This is a genomic window from Corynebacterium pygosceleis, assembly GCF_016595275.2.
GTDB lineage: Bacteria > Actinomycetota > Actinomycetes > Mycobacteriales > Mycobacteriaceae > Corynebacterium > Corynebacterium pygosceleis.
The window spans coordinates 389,577-410,737 of sequence record NZ_JAENIQ020000001.1 but is presented as its reverse complement, the minus strand read 5'-3'; the positions used below and the strand labels follow the sequence as shown (position 1 = coordinate 410,737).

General features: G+C 66.8%; 22 protein-coding genes. 14 read left to right on the top strand and 8 right to left on the bottom strand.

Annotated elements, in window-relative coordinates; genetic code table 11:
• Window positions 1-92: 92 nt before the first annotated feature.
• The 12 genes from hemE (at window position 93) to rfbA (ending at window position 13,059) form a co-directional block, all read left to right on the top strand.
• Window positions 93-1,166: a uroporphyrinogen decarboxylase gene (gene hemE / locus JIM94_RS01735; RefSeq protein ID WP_200252267.1), complete on the top strand. Its 1,074-nt coding sequence runs from the start codon at window positions 93-95 to the stop codon at window positions 1,164-1,166.
• A gap of 105 nt (window positions 1,167-1,271) precedes the next feature.
• The gene (locus tag JIM94_RS01730) at window positions 1,272-2,696 is read left to right on the top strand and encodes a protoporphyrinogen oxidase (RefSeq protein ID WP_200252264.1); all 1,425 of its coding nucleotides are present in this window, start codon (window positions 1,272-1,274) and stop codon (window positions 2,694-2,696) included.
• Window positions 2,697-2,840: 144 nt separating this feature from the next.
• Window positions 2,841-4,157 carry a glutamate-1-semialdehyde 2,1-aminomutase gene (gene hemL / locus JIM94_RS01725; protein ID WP_200252261.1) on the top strand — a complete coding sequence of 439 codons (1,317 nt, stop codon included), beginning with the start codon at window positions 2,841-2,843 and terminating at the stop codon, window positions 4,155-4,157.
• Window positions 4,158-4,186: 29 nt separating this feature from the next.
• Window positions 4,187-4,789, top strand: coding sequence for a histidine phosphatase family protein (locus tag JIM94_RS01720; RefSeq protein WP_200252258.1), 603 nt, complete (start codon window positions 4,187-4,189; stop codon window positions 4,787-4,789).
• Window positions 4,790-4,791: 2 nt separating this feature from the next.
• Window positions 4,792-5,391 (top strand): TlpA disulfide reductase family protein, encoded by a 600-nt coding sequence (locus JIM94_RS01715; RefSeq protein WP_200252255.1) that lies wholly within the window; start codon window positions 4,792-4,794, stop codon window positions 5,389-5,391.
• A gap of 2 nt (window positions 5,392-5,393) precedes the next feature.
• Window positions 5,394-6,215 (top strand): cytochrome c biogenesis CcdA family protein, encoded by an 822-nt coding sequence (locus JIM94_RS01710; protein WP_410170836.1) that lies wholly within the window; start codon window positions 5,394-5,396, stop codon window positions 6,213-6,215.
• A gap of 180 nt (window positions 6,216-6,395) precedes the next feature.
• Window positions 6,396-7,994, top strand: a complete 1,599-nt coding sequence (locus tag JIM94_RS01705; RefSeq protein ID WP_200252249.1) for a cytochrome c biogenesis protein ResB — start codon at window positions 6,396-6,398, stop codon at window positions 7,992-7,994.
• A gap of 105 nt (window positions 7,995-8,099) precedes the next feature.
• Complete coding sequence (gene ccsB / locus JIM94_RS01700; protein ID WP_200252246.1) at window positions 8,100-9,089, top strand: c-type cytochrome biogenesis protein CcsB; 990 nt, start codon at window positions 8,100-8,102, stop codon at window positions 9,087-9,089.
• Window positions 9,090-9,848: 759 nt separating this feature from the next.
• A complete protein-coding gene (locus JIM94_RS01695) occupies window positions 9,849-10,487 on the top strand; it encodes a LysE family translocator (RefSeq protein WP_200252244.1) in 639 nt (212 codons plus the stop codon).
• A gap of 40 nt (window positions 10,488-10,527) precedes the next feature.
• Window positions 10,528-11,532: a dTDP-glucose 4,6-dehydratase gene (gene rfbB, locus JIM94_RS01690; RefSeq protein WP_200252242.1), complete on the top strand. Its 1,005-nt coding sequence runs from the start codon at window positions 10,528-10,530 to the stop codon at window positions 11,530-11,532.
• 28 nt (window positions 11,533-11,560) lie between these two features.
• Window positions 11,561-12,193, top strand: coding sequence for a dTDP-4-dehydrorhamnose 3,5-epimerase (rfbC, locus tag JIM94_RS01685; RefSeq protein ID WP_200252240.1), 633 nt, complete (start codon window positions 11,561-11,563; stop codon window positions 12,191-12,193).
• Window positions 12,190-13,059: a glucose-1-phosphate thymidylyltransferase RfbA gene (gene rfbA / locus JIM94_RS01680; protein WP_200252238.1), complete on the top strand. Its 870-nt coding sequence runs from the start codon at window positions 12,190-12,192 to the stop codon at window positions 13,057-13,059. Before rfbC ends, rfbA begins: the two co-directional genes overlap by 4 nt.
• Window positions 13,060-13,105: 46 nt before the next feature.
• On the opposite strand, the gene JIM94_RS01675 is transcribed toward rfbA, so the two are convergent.
• Window positions 13,106-13,516, bottom strand: a complete 411-nt coding sequence (locus JIM94_RS01675; protein WP_248085832.1) for an ArsR/SmtB family transcription factor — start codon at window positions 13,514-13,516, stop codon at window positions 13,106-13,108.
• A 266-nt stretch (window positions 13,517-13,782) separates the two neighbouring features.
• On the bottom strand, window positions 13,783-14,085 hold the full coding sequence (locus JIM94_RS01670) for a hypothetical protein (RefSeq protein WP_200252236.1): 303 nt from the start codon (window positions 14,083-14,085) through the stop codon (window positions 13,783-13,785).
• A gap of 74 nt (window positions 14,086-14,159) precedes the next feature.
• On the opposite strand from JIM94_RS01670, the gene JIM94_RS01665 reads away from it, so the two are divergent.
• A complete protein-coding gene (locus JIM94_RS01665) occupies window positions 14,160-14,483 on the top strand; it encodes a DUF4229 domain-containing protein (RefSeq protein WP_248085833.1) in 324 nt (107 codons plus the stop codon).
• Between the two features lie 22 nt (window positions 14,484-14,505).
• Here the strand turns inward: JIM94_RS01665 and JIM94_RS01660 are convergent, their stop codons facing one another.
• The 6 genes from JIM94_RS01660 to JIM94_RS01635 form a co-directional block, all read right to left on the bottom strand.
• Window positions 14,506-15,399 carry a 1,4-dihydroxy-2-naphthoate polyprenyltransferase gene (locus JIM94_RS01660; RefSeq protein WP_200252231.1) on the bottom strand — a complete coding sequence of 298 codons (894 nt, stop codon included), beginning with the start codon at window positions 15,397-15,399 and terminating at the stop codon, window positions 14,506-14,508.
• 50 nt (window positions 15,400-15,449) lie between these two features.
• Window positions 15,450-16,622 carry an o-succinylbenzoate--CoA ligase gene (gene menE, locus JIM94_RS01655; RefSeq protein WP_200252228.1) on the bottom strand — a complete coding sequence of 391 codons (1,173 nt, stop codon included), beginning with the start codon at window positions 16,620-16,622 and terminating at the stop codon, window positions 15,450-15,452.
• Between the two features lie 31 nt (window positions 16,623-16,653).
• Window positions 16,654-16,968, bottom strand: coding sequence for a hypothetical protein (locus JIM94_RS01650; RefSeq protein ID WP_200252225.1), 315 nt, complete (start codon window positions 16,966-16,968; stop codon window positions 16,654-16,656).
• Window positions 16,969-17,210: 242 nt separating this feature from the next.
• Window positions 17,211-17,486, bottom strand: coding sequence for a hypothetical protein (locus JIM94_RS01645; protein ID WP_200252222.1), 276 nt, complete (start codon window positions 17,484-17,486; stop codon window positions 17,211-17,213).
• Window positions 17,483-18,751: an inorganic phosphate transporter gene (locus JIM94_RS01640; RefSeq protein WP_200252219.1), complete on the bottom strand. Its 1,269-nt coding sequence runs from the start codon at window positions 18,749-18,751 to the stop codon at window positions 17,483-17,485. The genes JIM94_RS01645 and JIM94_RS01640 overlap by 4 nt, the downstream gene beginning before the upstream one ends.
• A gap of 330 nt (window positions 18,752-19,081) precedes the next feature.
• Window positions 19,082-20,044, bottom strand: coding sequence for a 1,4-dihydroxy-2-naphthoyl-CoA synthase (locus JIM94_RS01635; protein ID WP_200252216.1), 963 nt, complete (start codon window positions 20,042-20,044; stop codon window positions 19,082-19,084).
• Between the two features lie 78 nt (window positions 20,045-20,122).
• On the opposite strand from JIM94_RS01635, the gene JIM94_RS01630 reads away from it, so the two are divergent.
• Window positions 20,123-21,160, top strand: a complete 1,038-nt coding sequence (locus JIM94_RS01630) for an o-succinylbenzoate synthase (RefSeq protein WP_418904437.1) — start codon at window positions 20,123-20,125, stop codon at window positions 21,158-21,160.
• Window position 21,161 lies beyond the last annotated feature (1 nt).

Genomic DNA, 21,161 nt, shown 5'->3' with positions numbered 1-21,161 from the left:
CGGGGGTTGACTGTGAGCGCATTCATACCGGCTCCCCATCCACCCGGTGCCCGTCTGGCCCCGGAGCGACGGTGTCAGGCAGGATGGGACCCATGACAGCATCCTCCCCGGCGGCCCGCCGCACGCTCGACAACGCCCCTCTCCTCGACGCCGCAGCAGGCCGGACCCCCTCCCGCCCACCGGTGTGGTTCATGCGCCAGGCCGGACGTTCCCTGCCGGAGTACCGGAAGGTCCGCGAGGGCATCGCGATGCTCGACTCCTGCTTCATGCCGGATCTTCTCGCGGAGATCACCATGCAGCCCGTCCGCAGACACGACGTCGATGCGGCGATCCTCTTCTCCGACATCGTCGTTCCCCTCAGGGCCGCCGGCGTCGACGTCGAGATCGTCCCCGGCCGTGGGCCCGTCGTCGCGAGCCCGATCCGCAGCCGGGCGGACGTCGACGCCCTCCCGATCCTCGACCATGAGGTCGAACCCGTCGCCGCCGGCATCGACCTCATCCTCGACGAGCTCACCGACACCCAGGCGCTCATCGGATTCGTCGGTGCGCCCTTCACCCTCGCCAGCTATCTCGTCGAAGGCGGGCCCAGCAAGAACCACCAGGTCACCAAATCGATGATGCACGCCGACCCGGACACCTGGCATGCACTGATGCGCCGCATCGTACCCACGGTCACCGCATTCCTCCGGACCCAGGTCACCGCCGGGATCGACGCCATGCAGCTGTTCGACTCGTGGGCCGGATTCCTCACCGAACGTGACTACCGTGACCACGTTCTGCCGTACTCCACCGAGATTCTGGCGAGCATCGACGGTGAGATCCCGCGCATCCACTTCGGTGTGACCACCGGCGAACTCCTCGGCTCCATGGCGGAGGCCGGCAGCGAGGTCATGGGCGTCGACTGGCGTGTACCCCTCGATGAGGCGGCCCGGCGCGTCAGCGCGACCGCGGGCCCGAAGGTCCTCCAGGGCAACCTCGACCCGGCGCTCCTGTTCGCCGGGGAAAAGGTCGTCGAGCGGGAGGTCGCCCGTATCCGCGCCGAAGCCGCCGCCGCGATCACCGCCGGGGACGCCACCGGTCACATCTTCAACCTCGGACACGGGGTGCTCCCCGACACCGACCCCGGCGCCATCACCGCCGCCGTCGCCGCGATCCACGCGGGGTAGGGGACATCCCCGCCCGCGGCGGACCGTACGCGCCGGGATACTAGGCTTGGACGGGGCATCCGCCCCGTACCCCGAGCAACCCTCCCCAGGAGCACTGTCTAAACCGTGAGCACCTCGTACGCCATCATCGGAGCCGGTCTCGCCGGACTCACCGCAGCCCGGGAGATCCACACCCTGGACCCGGACGCGCACATCGACGTCTTCGAGGCCACCGACCGCATCGGCGGCAAACTGCACACCGTCGCCTTCGACGCCGGGCCGACCGACATGGGCGCCGAGGCGTACCTGGCGTTCCGCGCCGACGCCACGGAGTTCTTCACCGAACTCGGACTCGCCGACCGTATCGTGCACCCCGGGGAGCACACCTCGATGATCTACTCCGGCGGGCGGCTCCACCCCCTGCCGCACGACACCGTGATGGGCATACCCTCCGCGTCGGCCTCACTGGGCGACCTCGTCGGGGAGGAGACCCGCGCCCGGATCGACGCCGAAGGTGACGCACCCGGCATCGACTGGACCGTCGGTGCGGACACCAGTGTCGGCAGGCTGGTGCGCGACCGCTTCGGCGACGATGTCGTCGACCACGTCGTCTCAGCGCTCCTCGGTGGCGTCTACTCCTGCCCCGCAGATGAACTCGGCCTGCGTGCCACCGTGCCGCAGCTCGCCGCGGAACTCGACGCCCTCGCCGAAGCGGGGGAAGAGGTCACCCTGAGTCGGGCGCTGAAGAACCTGGACGAGAGGAAGCAGGCCCGCAAGACCCTCACCCCGAAGGAGAAGCTCACCCCGGAGAAGACCCCCGTCTTCGGTGCGTTCCGTGGTGGATACGCGGAACTCTACGAGGAACTCGCCGAACAGTCCGGGGCGGACATCCACCTGGACGCCTTCGTGTCCGGTATCACGCGCAAAGCCGGGAGCTACCGGGTAGCCGGCGCCGGCGACACCGCCTACGACCGTGTCCTGGTCACCGTTCCCGCCCCCACCGCCGCCGTCCTCCTGCGCGACGTCGCCCCCGATGCCGCGACCGCCGCACGGGACGTGAAGCTGTCCTCCTCCGTCGTCGTCGGCATGCGCTTCGACTCCGGTGACGGCCTGCCCGACCACTCCGGGATCCTCATCGCCGCCGACGAACCCGACATGCACGCCAAGGCGTTCACCTTCTCCTCGAAGAAGTGGCCCCACATCGGTGAACGGGGCGGGGCCTTCGTCCGCGCCTCCTTCGGCACCTTCGGCGACGACTCCATGCTGAAGATCGAGGAGGACGAACTCGTCGACCACGCCCTCGACGACCTGCAGGCCATCACCGGGTTCGACGGGCGCGCCGCCGGGCTCGCCGAGATCTACACCCAGTACTGGTGGGGCGGGCTACCCAGGTTCTCCGACACACACCTCGACACCGTCGCAGCCGTGCGAGCGGCACTCGGCGAGACCCCGACCGTCGACGTCGCCGGGGCCTGGGTCGACGGTGTGGGTGTCCCGGCGGTCATCGCCGGAGCCAGGGCGGCGGCACGGAGACTCGTGGAAGGCGGCTAGACCGGGATCCGCCACAGGCAGATCGTTACCGTGATCGGTGAAAAACGGGGACCGGCCCCGGGCTCCCTGAGACGGACGGTCCCGGTTCCGGCGTCCGGGCCCGCGCGGCGTGGAAGCCACGTCGGCACCGCCTACAATGGTCCCATGACTTCACGCTTTCCGACGTCCCAGAACACCGACGGCTCCGCGCGCTGGTTCGAGCGCGCCCGTGCGCTCACCCCGGGCGGGGTGAACTCGCCCGTCCGGGCCTTCGGTTCCGTCGGTGGGCAGAGCCGCTTCATCGCCTCCGCCGAGGGCAGCCGACTCACCGACGTCGACGGCAACGACTACGTCGATCTGTTCTGCTCCTGGGGTCCAATGCTCATGGGCAACGCCCATCCCGGGATCGTCGCCGCCGTGCAGGACGCCGCCGCACGTGGTCTGAGCTACGGTGCCCCCACCACCACCGAGGTCGAACTGGCTGAACTCGTCGTCGAGCGCACCAGCGTCGAGGAGGTGCGCCTGGTCAATTCCGGCACCGAGGCCACCATGTCGGCGGTCCGCCTGGCCCGCGGATACACCGGGCGGCCGAAGGTCCTGAAGTTCGCGGGCTGCTACCACGGGCACGTCGACTCGCTGCTGGTCTCCGCCGGCTCCGGCGTGGCGACGTACTCTCTCCCTGACTCACCCGGGGTCACGGGGGCGACCGCGCAGGACACGATCGTCGTGCCCTACAACGACCTCGACGCCGTGCGCGCCGCCTTCGCCGGGAACGCCGGTGAGATCGCCTGCATCATCACCGAGGCCGCGGCCGGAAACATGGGTACCGTCGCCCCCGCCCCCGGCTTCAACGCCGCGTTGAAGGAGATCGCCCACGAAGACGGCGCACTCCTGATCATCGACGAGGTCATGACCGGCTTCCGCACGTCCTATTCCGGCTGGTACGGCGTCGACGGGGTCGCCGGAGACCTCACGACCTTCGGCAAGGTCATCTCCGGTGGACTGCCCGCTGCGGCGTTCGGCGGCCGGCGTGACATCATGGAGCGTCTCGCCCCCGGTGGGCCCGTCTACCAGGCGGGAACCCTCTCCGGGAACCCCGTCGCCGTGGCCGCGGGCATGGCGTCACTGCGTCTCGCCACCCCGGAGATCTACGACACGGTGAACGCGAACGCCGACCACCTCCACGCCCTCGTGTCCGGTGCGCTGACCCGTGAGGGGGTTGCCCACCACATCCAGCGCGCCTCCAACATGCTCTCCGTCCGCTTCGCCGACGGCGAGGGCCGGAACTTCGCGGACATGCAGGCCGCCGACACCTTCCGCTTCCCGCCGTTCTTCCACGCACTCCTGGACAACGGCGTGTTCGTCTCACCGTCGGTGTTCGAGACCTGGTTCGTCTCCTCCGCCCTCACCGACGAGGACTTCGACCGCATCGAGGCCGCCCTCGTTCCCGCGGCGAAGGCCGCGGCCGCGGCAACCGCCTGACCAGACACCCACCACGACCGAAAGACACCATGAGCACCACGATCGTCCACCTCGTCCGGCACGGAGAAGTATTCAACCCCGAGCGCATCCTCTACGGACGGATACCCGGATACCGGCTCTCCAGCAGGGGACGTAGTCAGGCCGCGTGCACCGCAGCCAGCTTCACCGACCACGACATCACGGTTCTCCGTGCCTCGCCCCTGCAACGTGCACAGGAAACCGCGGAACCCATCGCCCGGATCTCCGGCTGCGGCATCGACACCGACGAGAACCTGCTCGAGGCGGGGAACCGGTTCGAGGGACTGCGGACCAAGGGATGGCGGTCCCAGTTGTGGAACCCCTCCCGCTGGCCGTTGCTGACCCGCCCGTGGGTACCCAGCTGGGGCGAGCCCTACACCGCGATCGCCGAACGGATGATGGCGGCGGTGGAGAGTACCCGCCGCGACGCGGAGGGGCACGAAGCCGTTCTCGTCAGTCATCAGCTGCCCATCGTCTGTGTGCAGCGCACCGTCCAGGAACTTCCGCTGGCGCACCTGTCCCGTCAGTGCAACCTCGCCTCCGTCACCTCCCTGGTTTTCCAGGGTGAGGAGATCAGCGACATCTACTACACGGAACCCGCACAGGAGATCTGACGATGCTGCACCGCGTGAGCCACGCACTCACCGCCGTCCTGGTTGCCACGGTGACACTGGTCACCGGCTGTTCCACGGGTGGTGACGGGGACGCCCCCGCCGCGACGGTGGAGACCTTCCAGTTCGCCTCCCCGGGCGGGGCCCTCGAGATCCTCTATCCCGAGGATGAACGCCGCCCCGTCACCCCGTTCTCCGGGGAATCACTGAAGGAACCGGGGGAGACGATCAGCCTGTCCGACTACGACGGCCAGGTGGTCGTCCTCAACGCCTGGGGGCAGTGGTGCGGCCCCTGCCGGACGGAATCGGACGACCTCCAGCTCGTGCACGAAACCATCCGGGAACACGGGGGGACCGTCCTCGGGATCAACGTCCGTGACTACACCCCGGAGATCTCCCGCGACTTCATGGAGGACAACGGACTCACCTATCCGTCCCTCTACGACCCACCGTTCAAGACCGCGGCAGCCCTCGGTGGTGTACCCGCCTCGGTGATCCCCACGACCATCGTCCTCGACAAACAGCACCGGCCCGCGGCTGTATTCCTCCGCGAGATCACCGCCGATGACATTCTCGCCGTCACCGGGCCGCTCCTGGAGGAATGACAGTGACCGACAGTCTCATCATCCTCGCCGACGCCGGATTCGGGTCCCGGGTCGCCGACACCGCCGTGTCCGGACCCCTGCTGCTCGGCCTGCTCGCGGCGGCACTCGCCGGGCTGGTGTCCTTCGCCAGCCCCTGCGTCGTCCCCCTCGTCCCCGGGTACATGTCCTACCTCGCCGGTGTCGTCGGCGGGGAGATGGAGTACACACCCGACGGCGGGCCCCGCGTCGCCAGACGCGGTCGGTGGCGCGTCGCGGGTGCAGCGCTCCTGTTCGTCCTCGGGTTCACCGTCATCTTCGTTCTCGCCACCGCCACCGTCTTCGGTGCGATCAGCGCACTGACCCTCAACGCCGAACTGCTGCAACGCATCGGCGGGGTTGTCACCGTCATCATGGGTGTCGCGTTCCTCGGATTCATCCGGCCCCTCCAGACCGAGCGGCGGATCCACCCCCGCCAATGGTCCACCTGGGTGGGTGCGCCCCTTCTCGGCGGTGTGTTCGCGCTCGGATGGACACCGTGCCTGGGTCCGACCCTCGCGGCGATCATCTCCGTCTCCGCAGGCACCGAGGGGATGACGGCCGCCCGGGGCGTCGTTCTCATCGTCGCCTACTGCCTCGGACTCGGGCTCCCGTTCATCATCGTCGCCCTCGGATCAGCCTCCGCCATGCGTGGTGTCGGCTGGCTGCGGAGACATTCCCGCACCATCCAGGTCATCGGCGGCATCACTCTCATTCTCGTCGGTCTGGCGCTCGTCAGCGGCCAGTGGGCGCACTTCATCAACTGGGTCCGCCAGTGGACCGTCGAATACGGGGGAACCCTGATCTAGACGACATGCCGCCGCCCGCCGGTGGCAGTCCGCACCCTGTTGTGCCGTCATTCCCCGTGGTCCTTCAGATTCGCGAAGCGGGGACAGTGGGGCACGGCTGGTAGATTGACACGTCGATGACCCGTCCGGGGTCCACCGGACCCCGGCTCCGTTTCCTGTTGGAGGATGAAGACCCCGACGATGCTGACCTCCCTCTCCAGGTATCCGTTGAAGGCATGGCGCTGGCTCACCAGCATGCGCACCGCTCTCGCGCTACTGTTCCTCCTCGCCTTCGGTGCGATCCCCGGTGCCCTGCTTCCTCAACGCCAACTCAATGAACAGACGGTCACTGACTACATCGAGGCCAACGGCAGGGTCGCGGAGATCTACGACCGGCTCGAGCTCTTCGACGTGTTCAGTTCCAGCTGGTACACCGCGATCTACGTCCTGCTGTTCATCTCCCTGATCGGCTGTATCCTCCCCCGTTCCCTCGAGCACTACCGCTCCATGCGCGGGCGCCCGGTTCGGACACCGCGCAACCTCTCACGGCTGCCGCACCACGGATCCGGAAGAGCGGAGAAGACACCGGACGAGGTCCTCGACGAAGCCCGTGGTCTGCTCAAGGGCTGGCGTGTCGAGGGGTACTCCGCGGACGAGGACCGCGCCGGGGCGAGTTCCCTGTCCGCCGAGCGGGGCTACTCCAGGGAATTCGGCAACCTCGTGTTCCACCTCGGTCTGGTCGGTATCCTCTTCACGATCGGGCTCGGCCGGCTGGTGTACTACGAGGGGCAGGTGATCGTCGTCGCCGGCGCCGACAACTCCCAGTTCTGCAACACCGCCCTGGCGAACTACGACTCCTACAGGTGGGGAACCCTCGTCGACGGAACCGATCTCTCACCCTTCTGCGTGGAGGTCGAGGACTTCACCGCGGACTATCTCGCCAACGGTCAGGCGGAGATGTTCACCTCGAATGTCCGGTGGGCTGCGGGTGAGGATATTTTCACTGACTCGTCCGGCTGGGAACCGTACACGTTGAAGGTGAACCATCCGCTGCGCATCGACGGCGACAGGGTCTATCTCCAGGGGCACGGTTTCGCTCCGCGGATCACCGTGACCTGGCCCAACGGCGAATCCCGCACCCAGATGGTCCAGTTCCGGCCCGATGACCTGACCTACTTCCTCTCCTCCGGGGCGATGCGTTTCGACCCGCCGGCGGGGATGTTCCCCGACCTGTTCGAACGCCGGCAGAATCAGCTCGGGATCCAGGGGCTGTTCGCGCCCACCGCCCAGTTCACGGGTGAAAACGGTGAACTGCTCAGCTCCGCGTTCCCCGCGATGCGTGACCCGGCACTCGCCATCGACATCTACCGCGGGGATACGGGCCTCGACGCGGGCAGGGGACAGAGCATCTTCAGCCTGGACTCCGGGCAGATCCACAACGGTGCCATGCAGAAGATCGAACGCGTGAACCTTCTCCGTGGCGAATCCGTCACACTGGACGACGGAACACGCGTGACGTTCGACGGTGCGAATGAGTTCGTCAATCTCCAGATCAGCCACGACCCGACCCAACGCTGGGTCCTGGTCAGCGCCGTCGCGATGCTCGGTGGGCTCGTGCTGTCCCTCGCGGTGAAACGACGCCGCGTCTGGGTGCGTGTCCGTGCCGGGGAAGACGGGATGACGATCGTCGAGACGGCGGGGCTGTCCCGCACGGACAGCGCCGGATGGGGTGAGGAACACGGCCGATTCCACCGCAGACTCCTCGGTCTCCCGGATGACGAAGAGGACGACGATGAGTGACTTCCCGGGTGGAATCGCCTCATCGGAGTAACGTAAGCTGGCCTTTTGAACAACCGTGGATCCCCATGCACGGTCAGGAACATGTGACACCGAGAGTTGGATCTGATGCCCGTCAACAGCAACCTGGCGTATTTCTCCGATCTGTCGTACCGGACAGCTTTCGTGATCTACGTGATCGGACTCGTCATCGCGCTCGTCTACTACATCCGCCGTTCAAGCCAGGTCGCCGCAGAGACCACCGGTGTCCGTGAGCGGGAACTCGTGGGTGTCTCCGGAAGCGGGGCCGTCCCCGGGGATCCCGCTGAAACCGTCGGAGACAGGAAGACGTCGGCACGCGCCGTGGACAAACTGGGGGGCATGCTCCAGTCGATGCTCTGGCTCGGGCTCATTCTCCAGGGGGCGTCCATCGTGCTGCGGGGTATGTCCGCGGGAAGGTTCCCCTGGGGAAACCTCTACGAGTACATATCGCTGGTGACCTTCCTCACCATGGCTATCGCCGCGCTCGTGATCCAGCGGAAGGACCTGCGGGCCATGTGGCCCTGGCTGCTGGTTCCGGTGCTCATCCTCATGTTCTACGGAGGGACGAAGCTGCACGTGGCCTCCGCTCCGGTGGTTCCCGCGCTCCGCTCGTTCTGGCTGCCGATCCACGTGTCGATCGTGTCCTTCGGAGCCGGAATCTGCATGCTCTCCGGGGTCGCGTCCATGCTCTACCTGTTCCGTCGGGCACAGCCCAGGGGAGAGGAGCGCGGAAAGATCGGCGAGATCCTGCGGCCGCTTCCCGGTGCCGACACCCTCGACCGGATCGCCTACCGGTCAGCGGCCTGGGCGGTTCCTGTGTTCGGCCTCGGGGTGATCCTCGGTGCGCTCTGGGCTGAATCGGCGTGGGGGCGTTTCTGGGGTTGGGACCCGAAGGAGACGATGTCGTTCGTCACCTGGATTCTCTACGCCGCCTATCTGCACGCCCGATCCACGCCGAGCTGGCGTAAGGCGGCCCCCTGGATCAACATCGCGGGCCTCGCGGCGATGGTGTTCAACCTCTTCTTCATCAACCTGGTGACCGCCGGCCTGCACTCGTACGCGGGACTGCCGAACTGACACTCTGATCCGGTACGGAAAAACCCTCCCCGTCGCGGGAGGGTTTTTCCGTGTACCGGGGAAGATGTGGCCTGCACCCGGCCTTACCTGAACGGGGGTACACGCTGTGAGCGGCTGAATGGGGGCCTGCGTAAAGGGACGATTTATGCGCCGATCCATAACTGTAATTTCACCATCAAATCTAATGGGTCGGGATTTTCCCGGCAGGTCCCCAAACAGAGCTATGCAATGGCATGAGGGGCGCCGACAGGTGCCGTACGGGAATCTTGTTGTTGCACGAATGACACCTTCGGTAGAGCGGACGCGGTTGCCGAAGCCGGAACCCCGCAATCTGTGCTGATGAGGGTCGAACCCCCCTCTCGCCCCGAACGAACGTGCGTCGGAGCCGACCACGGTGCCCACGGAAACGCCGGATGAAGACCCGGATTCAAGCATCTCGGGGGGAGCCTTCATCCAGGTGACCCGAATCCTGTCGATTCTGTTCCTGGTCGCTGTTCCACTGATCGGGTGGCTGACGACATCCGGTCAACTGACCGCGCTCTTCCGTGTACTGGGTAACGGGAGATGATGTAGCTCCCGTCTAGCGTCCCCTGAACCCCCGTGATGTTGCCCCGCATTCAGCGTGGCGGCATCCCGGGGGTTCTGGTGTCTTCCGGGTACCGCGGGCACCGTCGCCGTAGGCGGATGGGAGGGGGCTGCACCTGTGCCGTAGGGTGTTCCACAGAACCAGACAATCACCTGAATCCGGAGTGTCTCACCGTGCTTTCCGCTGTCCTCGCGCTGACCGTCGTGTCGGCTGTCCTCATCGCCGTACCTGGCCCGAGCATCGTCTTCCTCGTTGGTCAGGCTCTCGCGGTGGGTCGTCGTCCCGCTATGGCTGGTGTCGTGGGGAATACTCTAGGTATTGCGCTGACGGGTGTTCTCATACTCACTGCCGTGGGAACCATCGCGGCGAGGACGTCCAGTTTCCTCATCGTCCTCCGTTGGATCGGGGTGGTGGTGCTGGTGGGTCTCGGCGTCGTCTATCTCCGTGCCGCATGGACGTTGCACCGGCGTCCCGGGGGACTGGAGATTCCTGAGGTGGAGGCGGCGGACAGTGGTGTGAAATCAGCGTTCGTGTCCGGTGTCCTCGTCGGTGCGTCGAATCCGAAGGTGATCGTCATGTTCGGGACGATCATCCCCGGGTATCTTCCCGCGGGCGAAGCCCCGCTGCCCGGGCTGGTGATCCTGAGTCTGGTGCCCATTGTCACGGGGTTGGTCATCGACGCGGCCTGGGTGGAGGCGGCGTCGAGGATCCGGGGTTGGCTGACGGGGTCGAACGGTGGAATGGCGTGGATACAGGCGACGGGTGGTCTCCTGCTGCTCATCATGGCGGGGTTGGTGGCCGCCGGTCACTGAACTGCCGGTGGTGTCGGTGGGGCGACGTAGAATCGGCGGCATGAGAATGCTCGTCACCGGTGGTGCCGGTTTCATCGGTTCGAACTTCGTCCGCCGTACCCTGTCCACCCGCCCCGAGGTCAGTGTCACCGTACTGGACGCGATGACCTACGCAGCCAATCCCGCGAATCTCGCGGGGTTGGAGCCTTCACGGTTCGCCCTGTTGAAGGAGGACATCCGAGCGGGGGATCTCGTCGATGAACTTGTCGCTGAATCGGATCTTGTCGTGCATTTCGCGGCGGAGAGCCACAACGACAACTCACTGCGGGATCCGTTCGCCTTCGTCCGGAGCAACGTGGAGGGCACGGTCACACTCGTGGAGGCGGCGGCGCGGCACGGTGTCCGGTTCCACCACATCTCCACCGATGAGGTGTTCGGGGACCTGGCGCTCGATGATCCGGCACGTTTCACTCCGGAGACGCCCTACAACCCGTCGAGCCCGTACTCGGCGTCGAAGGCCGCGAGTGACCATTTCGTCCGTGCCTACGTCCGCTCCGCGGGGCTGAAGGCGACGATCAGCAACTGCTCGAACAATTACGGTCCCAGGCAGCATCCGGAGAAATTCATTCCCCGGCAGATCACGACGCTGCTGGAGGGAGGGACACCCCGCCTCTACGGCGCCGGCGACAACGTCCGGGACTGGATCCACGTCGATGACCACAATGACGCCGTCTGGGCGATCATCGAGAACGGTGAGATCGGCCGGACCTATCTCATCGGGGCCGACGGGGAACGGTCGAACCGTGCGGTGGTGGGTGACCTGCTCGAGATCTTCGGGCGTGACCGGGATGATTTCGTGCACGTCACCGATCGGCCGGGGCATGATCGTCGCTACGCCATCGACCCGTCGTCGACCAGGGGACTGGGCTGGGAACCCCGCTACACCGATTTCCGTGAGGGGCTCGAGAAGACCGTCGACTGGTACCGGCGAAATCCGGGTTGGTGGAGGGATGCGCACGACGCCGCAGAGGCGAACTACGCCACCACCGAAGACGTCATCGGCTAGCTGCGCACCGCCCGGATAGACTGGGGTCATGCCTGAACCACATCCCGAACTCCCAGAGATCCTCGTCGACGATCCCCGTGTCTTTCCCGATTCCCGGGGGAGTTTCCACGAGTGGTTCTCCGCCGCCCGGTTCGAGGAATCCACCGGTTACCCCCTCGATCTGCAGCAGGCGAATCTGAGTGTCTCCCGCCCCGGTGTCGTGCGCGGGCTGCATTTCGCCGATGTGCCGCCCGGTCAGGCGAAGTGGGTGACCTGCGTGCACGGGAGGGTGATCGATGTGGTCGTGGACGTCCGGACCGGATCGGACACCTTCGGCAGGCACGTGGCGGTGGACCTGAACGACGGGAACCGACGCTGTCTCTACATTCCGGTGGGTTTCGCCCACGGATTCGCTGCGGTCACCGATGCGACCGTCGTCTACCTGACCTCCGCCGGATACAACCCGGGTGCCGAACACGCTATCGACCCCTTCGACCCGGACCTGGGTATCGACTGGCCGGTGTCGGCGGGGGACCGGATCGTGTCCGAGAAGGACTCGGCGGCGCCCTCTCTCGTGACCGCCCGTGACACCGGGATTCTCCCGGACATCGGGGACTGCCTGGCCCATGAGTCGGACCTGAAGAACGGGTGGGCGCTGGCCAATGAGGACGCCGGACTGTGAAGGGCATCATCCTCGCCGGCGGTACGGGCTCACGTCTGCATCCGATCACCCTGGGGGTGAGCAAGCAGCTTGTGCCGGTCTACGACAAGCCGATGATCTACTATCCGCTGTCGACGCTCATGCTTGCGGGTATCGATGACATCCTCATCATCACGACCCCCGCTGACCGGCCGCAGTTCGAGCGACTGCTCGGGGACGGGAGCCAGTTCGGTGTCCGGTTGAGTTTCGCCACGCAGTCGGAGCCCAATGGTCTGGCGGAGGCGTTCATCCTCGGGGCGGAGCACATCGGTGACGACTCCGTGGCACTCATTCTCGGGGACAACATCTTCTACGGTGCCGGGCTGGGGACCCAGCTGCGGGACTTCACCGATCCCGAGGGGGGAGCGATTTTTGCGTACTGGGTGGCGGACCCGTGCGCGTACGGTGTGGTCGAGTTTGACGGGGAAGGTCGGGCGCTGGCCCTGGAGGAGAAGCCCGCGGAACCGAAATCACACTACGCGGTACCGGGACTCTACTTCTACGACAATGACGTCGTCGAGATCGCGCGCGGTCTGCGTCCGAGTGCCCGGGGGGAACTGGAGATCACCGACGTCAACTCCGCGTACCTGGAACAGGGCCGGCTCCGGGTGCAGGTACTGCCCCGGGGTACCGCCTGGCTCGACACCGGAACCGTTGATCTGCTGATGGCGGCGGGAGACTTCGTGCGGACCATCGAGCAGCGTCAGGGACTGAAGATCGGGTGCCCGGAGGAGGTCGCGTGGCGGATGGGTTACCTCAGCGACACCGAACTCGCCCGAAGGGCACAGGCCCTGCGTAAATCCGGGTACGGCGATTACCTGCTGCAGACACTGCAACGGGGTAGATGACACGCACCCGCCGACCTTTCCGGAAGAACGGTGGGCGGGTGAGATCTCAGAGTTCGTGGATCAGTGCGTGGATGCGGTCGAACTCATCGGGGTTGACGGTGTAGTACGCCCACTTTCCGCGCTGTTCCCGGTTGACCAGACGGGCCGCCGCCAGTTTCTTCATGTGGTGCGTGATCGTCGGTGCGGAGACCTCCAGGGCGACCGACAGTTCATGTGAACAGATCTCGGAGGTGTCGCTCCCGGCGATGAGATAGAGAAGCCTGAGCCTCGTCGGATCACCCAGTGCCTTGAACAGTTCACTCGCGCGCTCACTGAGTTCCGGGGGAAGCGCCCTGACGGCGGGTTTCCCGGTCGGACGCGGGCGTTCATCAACGGCGACACCGCCCGGAGTGGAGGTGGCGCGGTTCCCTCCCGGTTCTCCGCCCGCAGGATCGGCCATCTGGTTCATGAAGGGCATGCAAACCAATATAGCGCAACTGTGGGTAGCCTAATAAATGCTGGTCTGCGCCTTTTTGTTCACGGAGTCCTCCGTGCGGGGGTGTGATCGCCCCCGGTCGGTGCGGCCTTCCGCGGAGTGCTCGGGCGGCCGTGGTCGATGTTCTCTCCATCGAAACCGGGGGTGTGCTGGGTGTATCCGACGATGTTCGGCATTTCCCCGGTGGGGCGGAATTGTCGGGGGAGGCTTCCGGTGGTCGGGAAGTCAGCGAAAGGGCGTGAGAAAGGTCACTTTTCCGGAGTGTCGGTTTTCCCGGTGTCCCCGTTGTCCGTCGGGTCGTCCGGGTGTCCTGTGTACCTGTCGCGTGCCCGACGCATGCGTTCCTCTTCTTCGCGGGCGGCCTGTTCGGCGGCGCGTCGTTCCTTGAAACGCTGTTTCTTGATGGTCCAGAGGAACTCGTCGTCATCGTCCGGACCCTTGATCTGGGGTTGCGGCATGGCGCGGTACCGCGCACGGCTGCCGGGGCCGAAGGCCTTCCACAGCAGAACGATGACGACGATGATGAGGAGCAGCAGTATGAGGCGTCCCACGGGGATTCCTTCCGACGGGGTGGTCCCCGTCAACAATACGGGCCTTCCGGGTCGGTTTAGTAATGTCGGTGGGTGTGAGTGAAAACGCCGTCAATGACGCCGCCCCGGAACTGGATCAGGAACTACGTGGACGTGTCCGCCGTGACATGGTGCTCTACGGTCTCGCCCGGTTGGGACTGTTCCTTCTGCTGACCGTGGTGATCCAGGGGCTGGCCATCCTCATCGGTGCGCCGGTTCCCCTGGTGATCTCGTCGCTCCTGGCGCTCTTGGTCGCCTTTCCGTTGTCCATGTTCGTGTTCCGCTCACTGCGGATCAGGGTGACCCGGAATCTCGCGGAGTGGAATGAACAGCGACGTGCCCACAGGGAGTGGGTCAAGTCTCAACTGGCGGAACGCTGACACGTCCCGTCCCCGGTGTGGGTTAGCCCAGTGTGAGCGCGATCGCGGTGACCGCGGCCCACAGCAGCATCGCCTTTCCCGTGGCCCCGAGCACGGGGATGAGGTCCCGGCCGGTCCGCCCACGGAGCACCGGCTCCGCCGCCGCGACCGACACCGGGAGTGCGATGAGTGCTGCGAGGGCGGGAAGGTGCGGTGCGGCGATCGCCAGACTCAACAGGTAGGGGACGCCGGCGAGGACCGCCCACAGCAGGCGGGTTCCCCGGTCGCCGAGGCGGACCGCGAGGGTGATCTTTCCGCTCTTCGCGTCCGTGGGGATGTCCCGGAGATTGTTGGCCAGGTTCACCGCCGCGGAGAAGGACCCCACCGCCACCGCCACCGCCAGACCCGTCCACGTGATTCGGCCGGCCTGGGTGAACTGGGTTCCCAGAACCGCCACGAGGCCGAAGAACACGAATACCGCGACTTCACCGAGCCCCCGGTAACCGTAGGGGTTTCTTCCACCGGTGTAGAACCACGCCCCCGCGATGCAGAGGGCACCGACGAGGATCAGCCACCACGCGCTCGTCGCGGCGAGGATGAGCCCGAACACACCCGCGACGCCGAAAGCCGTGAAGGCGGCGGTGCGGACGTGCTCCGGGCGGGCGAGTCCGGAACCTGTCAGGCGCAGGGGGCCGGAACGGTCGTCATCGGTGCCGCGGATGCCGTCGGAGTAGTCGTTGGCGTAGTTGACCCCGACGATGAGTGCGAGAGCCACGACCCCCGCGAAGAGTGCCTTCCAGGCGACGAATCCGTCGATGGCCGCCGCCGCACCGGATCCCGCCATGACGGGGGCGAAGGCGTTGGGCCAGGTGTGGGGGCGGGCGCCCTCCAGCCAGTCGGCGGGACGGGGGGACCGGGTGATGGTTGAATCAGCCATGTCACCATCTTCGTCGACCGGGGTGTCGGGTGTGCAATCGACTCCCCGGATCAGCGGCGGGGTGCCGTGAACAGTCTCCGCACCGCGTCACGGTCAGGTTTGCCGGGGCCTGTGACCGGCATGGTGGACAGGCGGCGCACATCCTTCGGCAGTTGCCATCTGGGCAGCTCGTCGAGACCCTCGATCACCTGACAGGGGTCGATCGATCCGGTGTAGGCCGCGACGACGGCCTGGCCGAGTCGCGGATGCGGGACACCGACGACGCAGGCCCCGTCGACACCGGTGATGTCCAGCATCGCCTTCTCGACGACTCCGGGGTGCAGTTTCAGACCGCCGGAATCGATGATGTCGTCGAGTCTTCCGGTGACGGTGAGAAGACCGTCGGTGATCTCTCCCCGATCCCGGGTCGCGAACCAGCCGGGTTCGGCGAAGGAGTCGTCGCCCGGGGGTGGATTGCGGTAGCCGGCGGCGATCATCGGCCCGCCGAGGAGTATGCGGCCGTCCCGGATCCGTACCCGGGCTCCGGGAACCGGGTGTCCGTCGTACACGCAGCCACCGGTCGTCTCGGAGGAGCCGTACGTGCTGACGATCCTGATGCCGAGTCTGTCGCAGGACTGTCTGAGGTGGCGCGGCAGGTGGCCACCGCCGATGAGGACCGCATCGAATTTCCGCAGTGCCTCGATGCCGGCGAGGGTGTCCAGGGCCTTGGCCAGTTGCAGTGGGACGAGTGCCGTGTATGCGGGGGTGTCGTCGCGGGCTGCGGCGGCGACCAGCTCGGAGGTGGTGGCGGCGAAGGCGGCGACGTGGAACCCGTCGGAGACGTCGAGGTGCAGTGGTGCGGTTCCTGCGACGAGTGCGCGGACGAGGACCTGGAGGCCCGCGATGTGGTGGCCGGGCATCGCCAGAAGCCAGTGTCCCTCACCGCCGAGGGCGGTGTGTGTGGCGTCCGCCGCGGAGACGAGGTTTCCCGGGGTCAGGAGTGCACCTTTCGGTGTGCCCGTCGAGCCGGAGGTGGCGACGACGACGGCGATGTCCGGGTCCACGGGGGCCCCGCAGCGCTGGGATCGGATCAGCAGTTCCGCACGGTCCCGGTCCGCCCGGCCACGGCCGGCGGGTACCGGGAGCCAGGTGACATTCCCGGCGATGGCGTCAGCCAGGTCGGGGAGTATCGACGCCGGGTCTCCCGGGGGCACCGGGAGCGGACGCAGTGTTCGGGTGTCCATGGGGGAAGTCTACGTCCCCTCCGGATGACGTTTAACCGGCGTTGAGTCCGAGTGGTTCGAGGACGGACTCCCGGAGATAGGACACGGTCTCCTCGCTGGGACGCAGTCCGTGGTGGATGACCCAGGCCAGTTCGATGTCCTCTCTGGTCGCGGGGGTCATGCCGGCGTCGATGAGATACCAGACGAAGATGTCCTCGTCCCCGTGGAGAAGCTCCCGGACCCGGAGGGGCTCCGCGAGGACGGTCAGTGGTGCGGGCACCGGGGCGGGGGCCGGACGGAGCCAGTTGAGCACCCGGCCGACGGTGCTGCGGAATGGGCCGGTGGCGGACACGTGGAGCAGTGACATGGTGTCGGCCTCCTTTCTTTCATGGTGCGGGGGCGCATCGGCTGTGCCGTCGGATCAGGTGGTGGACGGCCAACGATGATGGGGCACAGAATTAGTTGGTGATCATCAATGATTGATGAGACTAGCGATACTGTCCCGCGGATGCAAGCCCGGCGCACCGGCGGCCCGGTGAAAAGGTCCGGCCCCGTGGTACACGGTGACGGTGTACCACGGGGCCGGGGTTCTTCCGGTGGTGCGACGGGTCAGTGGGCCTCTGTACCGAATATGTCGAGGCCGAAGGAGTCGTGGAGGACCCCCTTGGTGATCCACATGATCCCGAGGATGATCGAGCCGACGATCACGGCGAAGCACAGTCCCGCGAGACCTTTCCGCCAGGTGGGGACGGTCTGTGTCGCACTGTGTGCGGCCGGTGACGCCAGGCGGACGCCGACGGCGAACAGTGCGGGGAGTCCGGCGCCGAGGACGAGTCCGGCGAGGATCACCTGGAGGAGATCGGAGATCAGGGTTGCGACGCTCATCGAAGGTTCCTTCCGGACGAGTCACTGGTGCTGGTCCCGACGGTGTCGGTGGGGCTCAACGGCTCCTCGGGGTCGGCGGTGATGCGGGTGGCGGGTGCGACCCGGTTCGTGCTGGTGTCCCAGTCCGCGTTGACGTTGCCGGAGTTGACCGGTGCGCGGCGGGAGCGGGTCCAGATGAGTCCGGCGAGGGTGACCAGGATCGTGAAGGCGAGGACGACGCCCACCAGATCGTCGGTGGCGAGCCCCACCGCGTGGGCGAGCAGCCAGGTCAGTCCGCCGACGAGGGCGGCGGCGGGGAGGGTGATCATCCAGGCCACGGCCATCCGTCCCGCGACGGCCCAGCGTACCTCCGCGCCTTTCCTGCCGAGTCCGGATCCCATGATGGAACCGGTGGCGACGTGCGTGGTCGACAGGGCCATGCCGAAATGGGAGGAGGTGAGGATGATCGCGGCGGAGGAGGTCTCGGCGGCCATCCCCTGCGGGGAGTCGATCTCCACCAGTCCCTTGCCGAGGGTGCGGATCACCCGCCACCCGCCCATGTAGGTGCCGAGCGCGATGGCGACGGCGCAGGAGAACTTGACCCAGAACGGGATGTTCGCGTCCGCTCCCAGGCTCCCGGTCGCGACGAGCGCGAGGAAGATGACCCCCATGGTCTTCTGGGCGTCATTCGTGCCGTGGGCGAGCGAGACGAGTGACGCGGAGCCGATCTGACCCCAGCGGAAGTAACGGTTCTTGTCCCTCTCGGCCACGGGGCGGGTGAAACGGTAGACGAGGGACGTGCCCACGGTGGCGACGAGGCCGGCGACCACCGGCGCGCAGAGTGCCGGCACGACGACCTTCGCCAGAACACCGCCCCAGGCGACGCCCTGCATGCCCAGTGACGCGACCGCCGCGCCGATCAGGCCACCGACGAGGGCGTGGGACGAGGATGACGGGATGCCGAGCAGCCAGGTCAGCAGATTCCAGACGATCCCGCCTATCAGCCCGGCGAAGACGACGAGGAGCAGCTGGTGCGCCTGTCCGGGGTCGGCGAGGTTGAACTGGTCGAGGTCGACGACACCTTTCGCCACGGTTGTGGCGACCTCCACGGACAGGAAGGCGCCGACCAGGTTCAGGACCGCCGAGAGCGTCACCGCCGCCTTCGGGCGCAGTGCCCCGGTGGCGATGGACGTGGCCATGGCGTTGCCGGTGTCATGGAAGCCGTTGGTGAAGTCGAAGGCGAGGGCCGTGACAACCACGATGAGCAGGATGATCAATTCGGTCACACTTCAGGAGTATGCCGCAGGTCATGTCCCGTCAGAAAAGGAAAAAACAGATGATCGGAAGCCATCTCGCCCGCTGGGTCGGAAAATTGTCACGAATGGGGGTATTTAACTGTAGTTTTCTTACCCGATGTATGCCGTTCTCCCACTGTTTCACCTGCGTTTACCGATTTATGGGGTGTGACAGGTGCGGGCGAAGGGCCCGTGCCCGGTCATCGTGGACCCCCGGAAACGGAAAGATGAACTTTAGGTGAATTTTGCCGATTTCCGGGAATCTTCCGGTCGGACCGGGCATCACCCCGGTGAACCGTACGCGCTTACCCTATCCGGACGTCAGTAGTAGTAGGGGAACCCCGACCAGTCCGGATCGCGCTTCTGGAGGAAACTGTCCCGTCCCTCCACCGCCTCGTCGGTCATGTACGCCAGTCGCGTGGCCTCACCGGCGAACACCTGCTGCCCCATCAGCCCGTCATCCGTGAGATTGAAGGCGAACTTCAGCATCCGCTGGGCGGTGGGGGACTTCCCGTTGATCGCCCGGGCCCACTCCACGGCGGTGTCCTCCAGCGCCCCGTGGTCCGCGACCTCGTTCACCGCGCCCATCTGCCGCATCCGCTCCGCGTCGTACGTCCGGCCGAGGAAGAAGATCTCGCGGGCGTACTTCTGGCCCACCTGCTTCGCCAGGTACGCCGAACCGTAACCGGCGTCGAAGGAACCGACGTCCGCGTCGGTCTGCTTGAACCGCGCCTCCTGTCGGGAGGCGATCGTCAGGTCGCAGACGACGTGCAGGGAGTGTCCTCCGCCTGCGGCCCACCCGTTGACCACCGCGATGACCACCTTGGGCATCGTCCGGATCAGCCGCTGGACCTCCAGGATGTGCAGGCGCCCCCCCTCGACCTTCTCCCGCCCCCCCTCGACCTTCTCCCGCTCCGCGTCCACCGTGTCCGCGGTTTCGCCGTCGGCGTACCGGTAACCGGACCTCCCGCGGATGCGCTGGTCCCCGCCGGAGCAGAACGCCCAGCCGCCGTCCCTCTCACTGGGGCCGTTGCCCGTCAGCAGGATGCAACCCACGTCGGGGGAGCGGCGGGCGTGGTCGAGCGCCCGGTAGAGCTCGTCGACGGTGTGCGGGCGGAACGCGTTGCGTACCTCGGGCCGGTCGAAGGCGATGCGCACGATGCCGTTCACCCGTCCCTCGCCCACGTGCCGGTGGTAGGTGATGTCGGTGAAGTCGAAGCCGGGGACCCCGCGCCACTGCGTCGGGTCGAAGGGATTGTCGGTGCTGTAGTCCGGTGTGTCCATGGGGACAACGGTAGCGTCTCGTATCCTGGGGCCATGCCGTTCACCCACGCCCCCCTGGATTCCCGCCTCGTCGAACTCATCGCGACCCTGGACGCCGACGAGCTCATCGGCCGCTCACACACCGTCGCCCTGCCCATGCGGGTGAGGTTCCGCGGGGTCACGCGCCGGGAGGCTCTGCTTCTCGACGGTCCCGTCGGGTGGGGGGAATTCGCGCCGTTCCGTGACTACGGCCCCGTTGAAGCGGCGGCGTGGCTCGCCGCGGCACTCGAGATGGCGTACCTCGGGGCCCCGACCCCGGAACGCGACCGTATCGAGATCAACGCGACGGTCCCCGCCGTGGAACCGGGGGAGGTGCCGGAGATCCTCGCCCGGTTCCCGGGCTGCCGCACGGTCAAGGTGAAGGTCGCCGAAGCCGGGCAGACCCTCGACGACGATGTCGCCCGGGTCGCCGCCGTTCGGGAGGCGGTCCCGAACGCGCTCGTCCGGGTCGACGCGAACCGTGGATTCACCGTGGACCGTGCGCTCGACGCCGCGCGTGCGCTCGGGCCCCTCGACTACTTCGAACAACCCTGTGCCACGACCGCTGAACTGGCGGAACTGCGCCAGCGACTGGTCCGTTCGGGCATTTTCTGCCGGGTCGCGGCCGATGAGTCGATCCGACGTGCCGGTGACCCGTTCGCGGTGCTGGATGCCCGCGCCCTCGACGTCGCGGTGGTCAAGGTCGCTCCGCTCGGTGGTGTGCGACGGCTGCTCGACATAGTGGAGAAGATCGCGGCGCACGGGGTGTCTGTCACCGTCGCCAGTGCGCTGGACACCGCCGTCGGGCTCAACGCCGGTCTCGCCGCGGTGGCCGCCCTGCCCGGGCACACCGATGACGACGAGATCGACGTCCCACCCGCACCCGCCGGGCTGGGGACCGGAGGATTCTTCGTCGAGGACGTCGTCGATGCGGAGGCCGCCGGACGGACCATCGTCGACGGTCATCTCTCCTGTGCACCGGTGGAACCGGACACGGACAGGCTCGCGGATCTCGCCGCGGACACCGGCACCGTCGATTTCTGGCACGCCCACCTGCGGGAGGCGCTCCGGCACCTGAAACATCAGGTCGGTGTGTGAG

Coding starts and splice junctions, on each gene's coding strand:
- JIM94_RS01650 (WP_200252225.1), bottom strand. CDS start 16,968: ATGTCACTGCTCCACGTGTCCGCCACCGGCCCATTCCGCAGCACCGTC.
- JIM94_RS01675 (WP_248085832.1), bottom strand. CDS start 13,516: ATGCCCTTCATGAACCAGATGGCCGATCCTGCGGGCGGAGAACCGGGA.
- JIM94_RS01705 (WP_200252249.1), top strand. CDS start 6,396: ATGCTGACCTCCCTCTCCAGGTATCCGTTGAAGGCATGGCGCTGGCTC.
- rfbB (WP_200252242.1), top strand. CDS start 10,528: ATGAGAATGCTCGTCACCGGTGGTGCCGGTTTCATCGGTTCGAACTTC.
- JIM94_RS01635 (WP_200252216.1), bottom strand. CDS start 20,044: ATGGACACACCGGACTACAGCACCGACAATCCCTTCGACCCGACGCAG.
- rfbC (WP_200252240.1), top strand. CDS start 11,561: ATGCCTGAACCACATCCCGAACTCCCAGAGATCCTCGTCGACGATCCC.
- ccsB (WP_200252246.1), top strand. CDS start 8,100: ATGCCCGTCAACAGCAACCTGGCGTATTTCTCCGATCTGTCGTACCGG.
- hemL (WP_200252261.1), top strand. CDS start 2,841: ATGACTTCACGCTTTCCGACGTCCCAGAACACCGACGGCTCCGCGCGC.
- JIM94_RS01720 (WP_200252258.1), top strand. CDS start 4,187: ATGAGCACCACGATCGTCCACCTCGTCCGGCACGGAGAAGTATTCAAC.
- menE (WP_200252228.1), bottom strand. CDS start 16,622: ATGGACACCCGAACACTGCGTCCGCTCCCGGTGCCCCCGGGAGACCCG.
- JIM94_RS01715 (WP_200252255.1), top strand. CDS start 4,792: ATGCTGCACCGCGTGAGCCACGCACTCACCGCCGTCCTGGTTGCCACG.
- JIM94_RS01660 (WP_200252231.1), bottom strand. CDS start 15,399: ATGGCTGATTCAACCATCACCCGGTCCCCCCGTCCCGCCGACTGGCTG.
- JIM94_RS01645 (WP_200252222.1), bottom strand. CDS start 17,486: ATGAGCGTCGCAACCCTGATCTCCGATCTCCTCCAGGTGATCCTCGCC.
- hemE (WP_200252267.1), top strand. CDS start 93: ATGACAGCATCCTCCCCGGCGGCCCGCCGCACGCTCGACAACGCCCCT.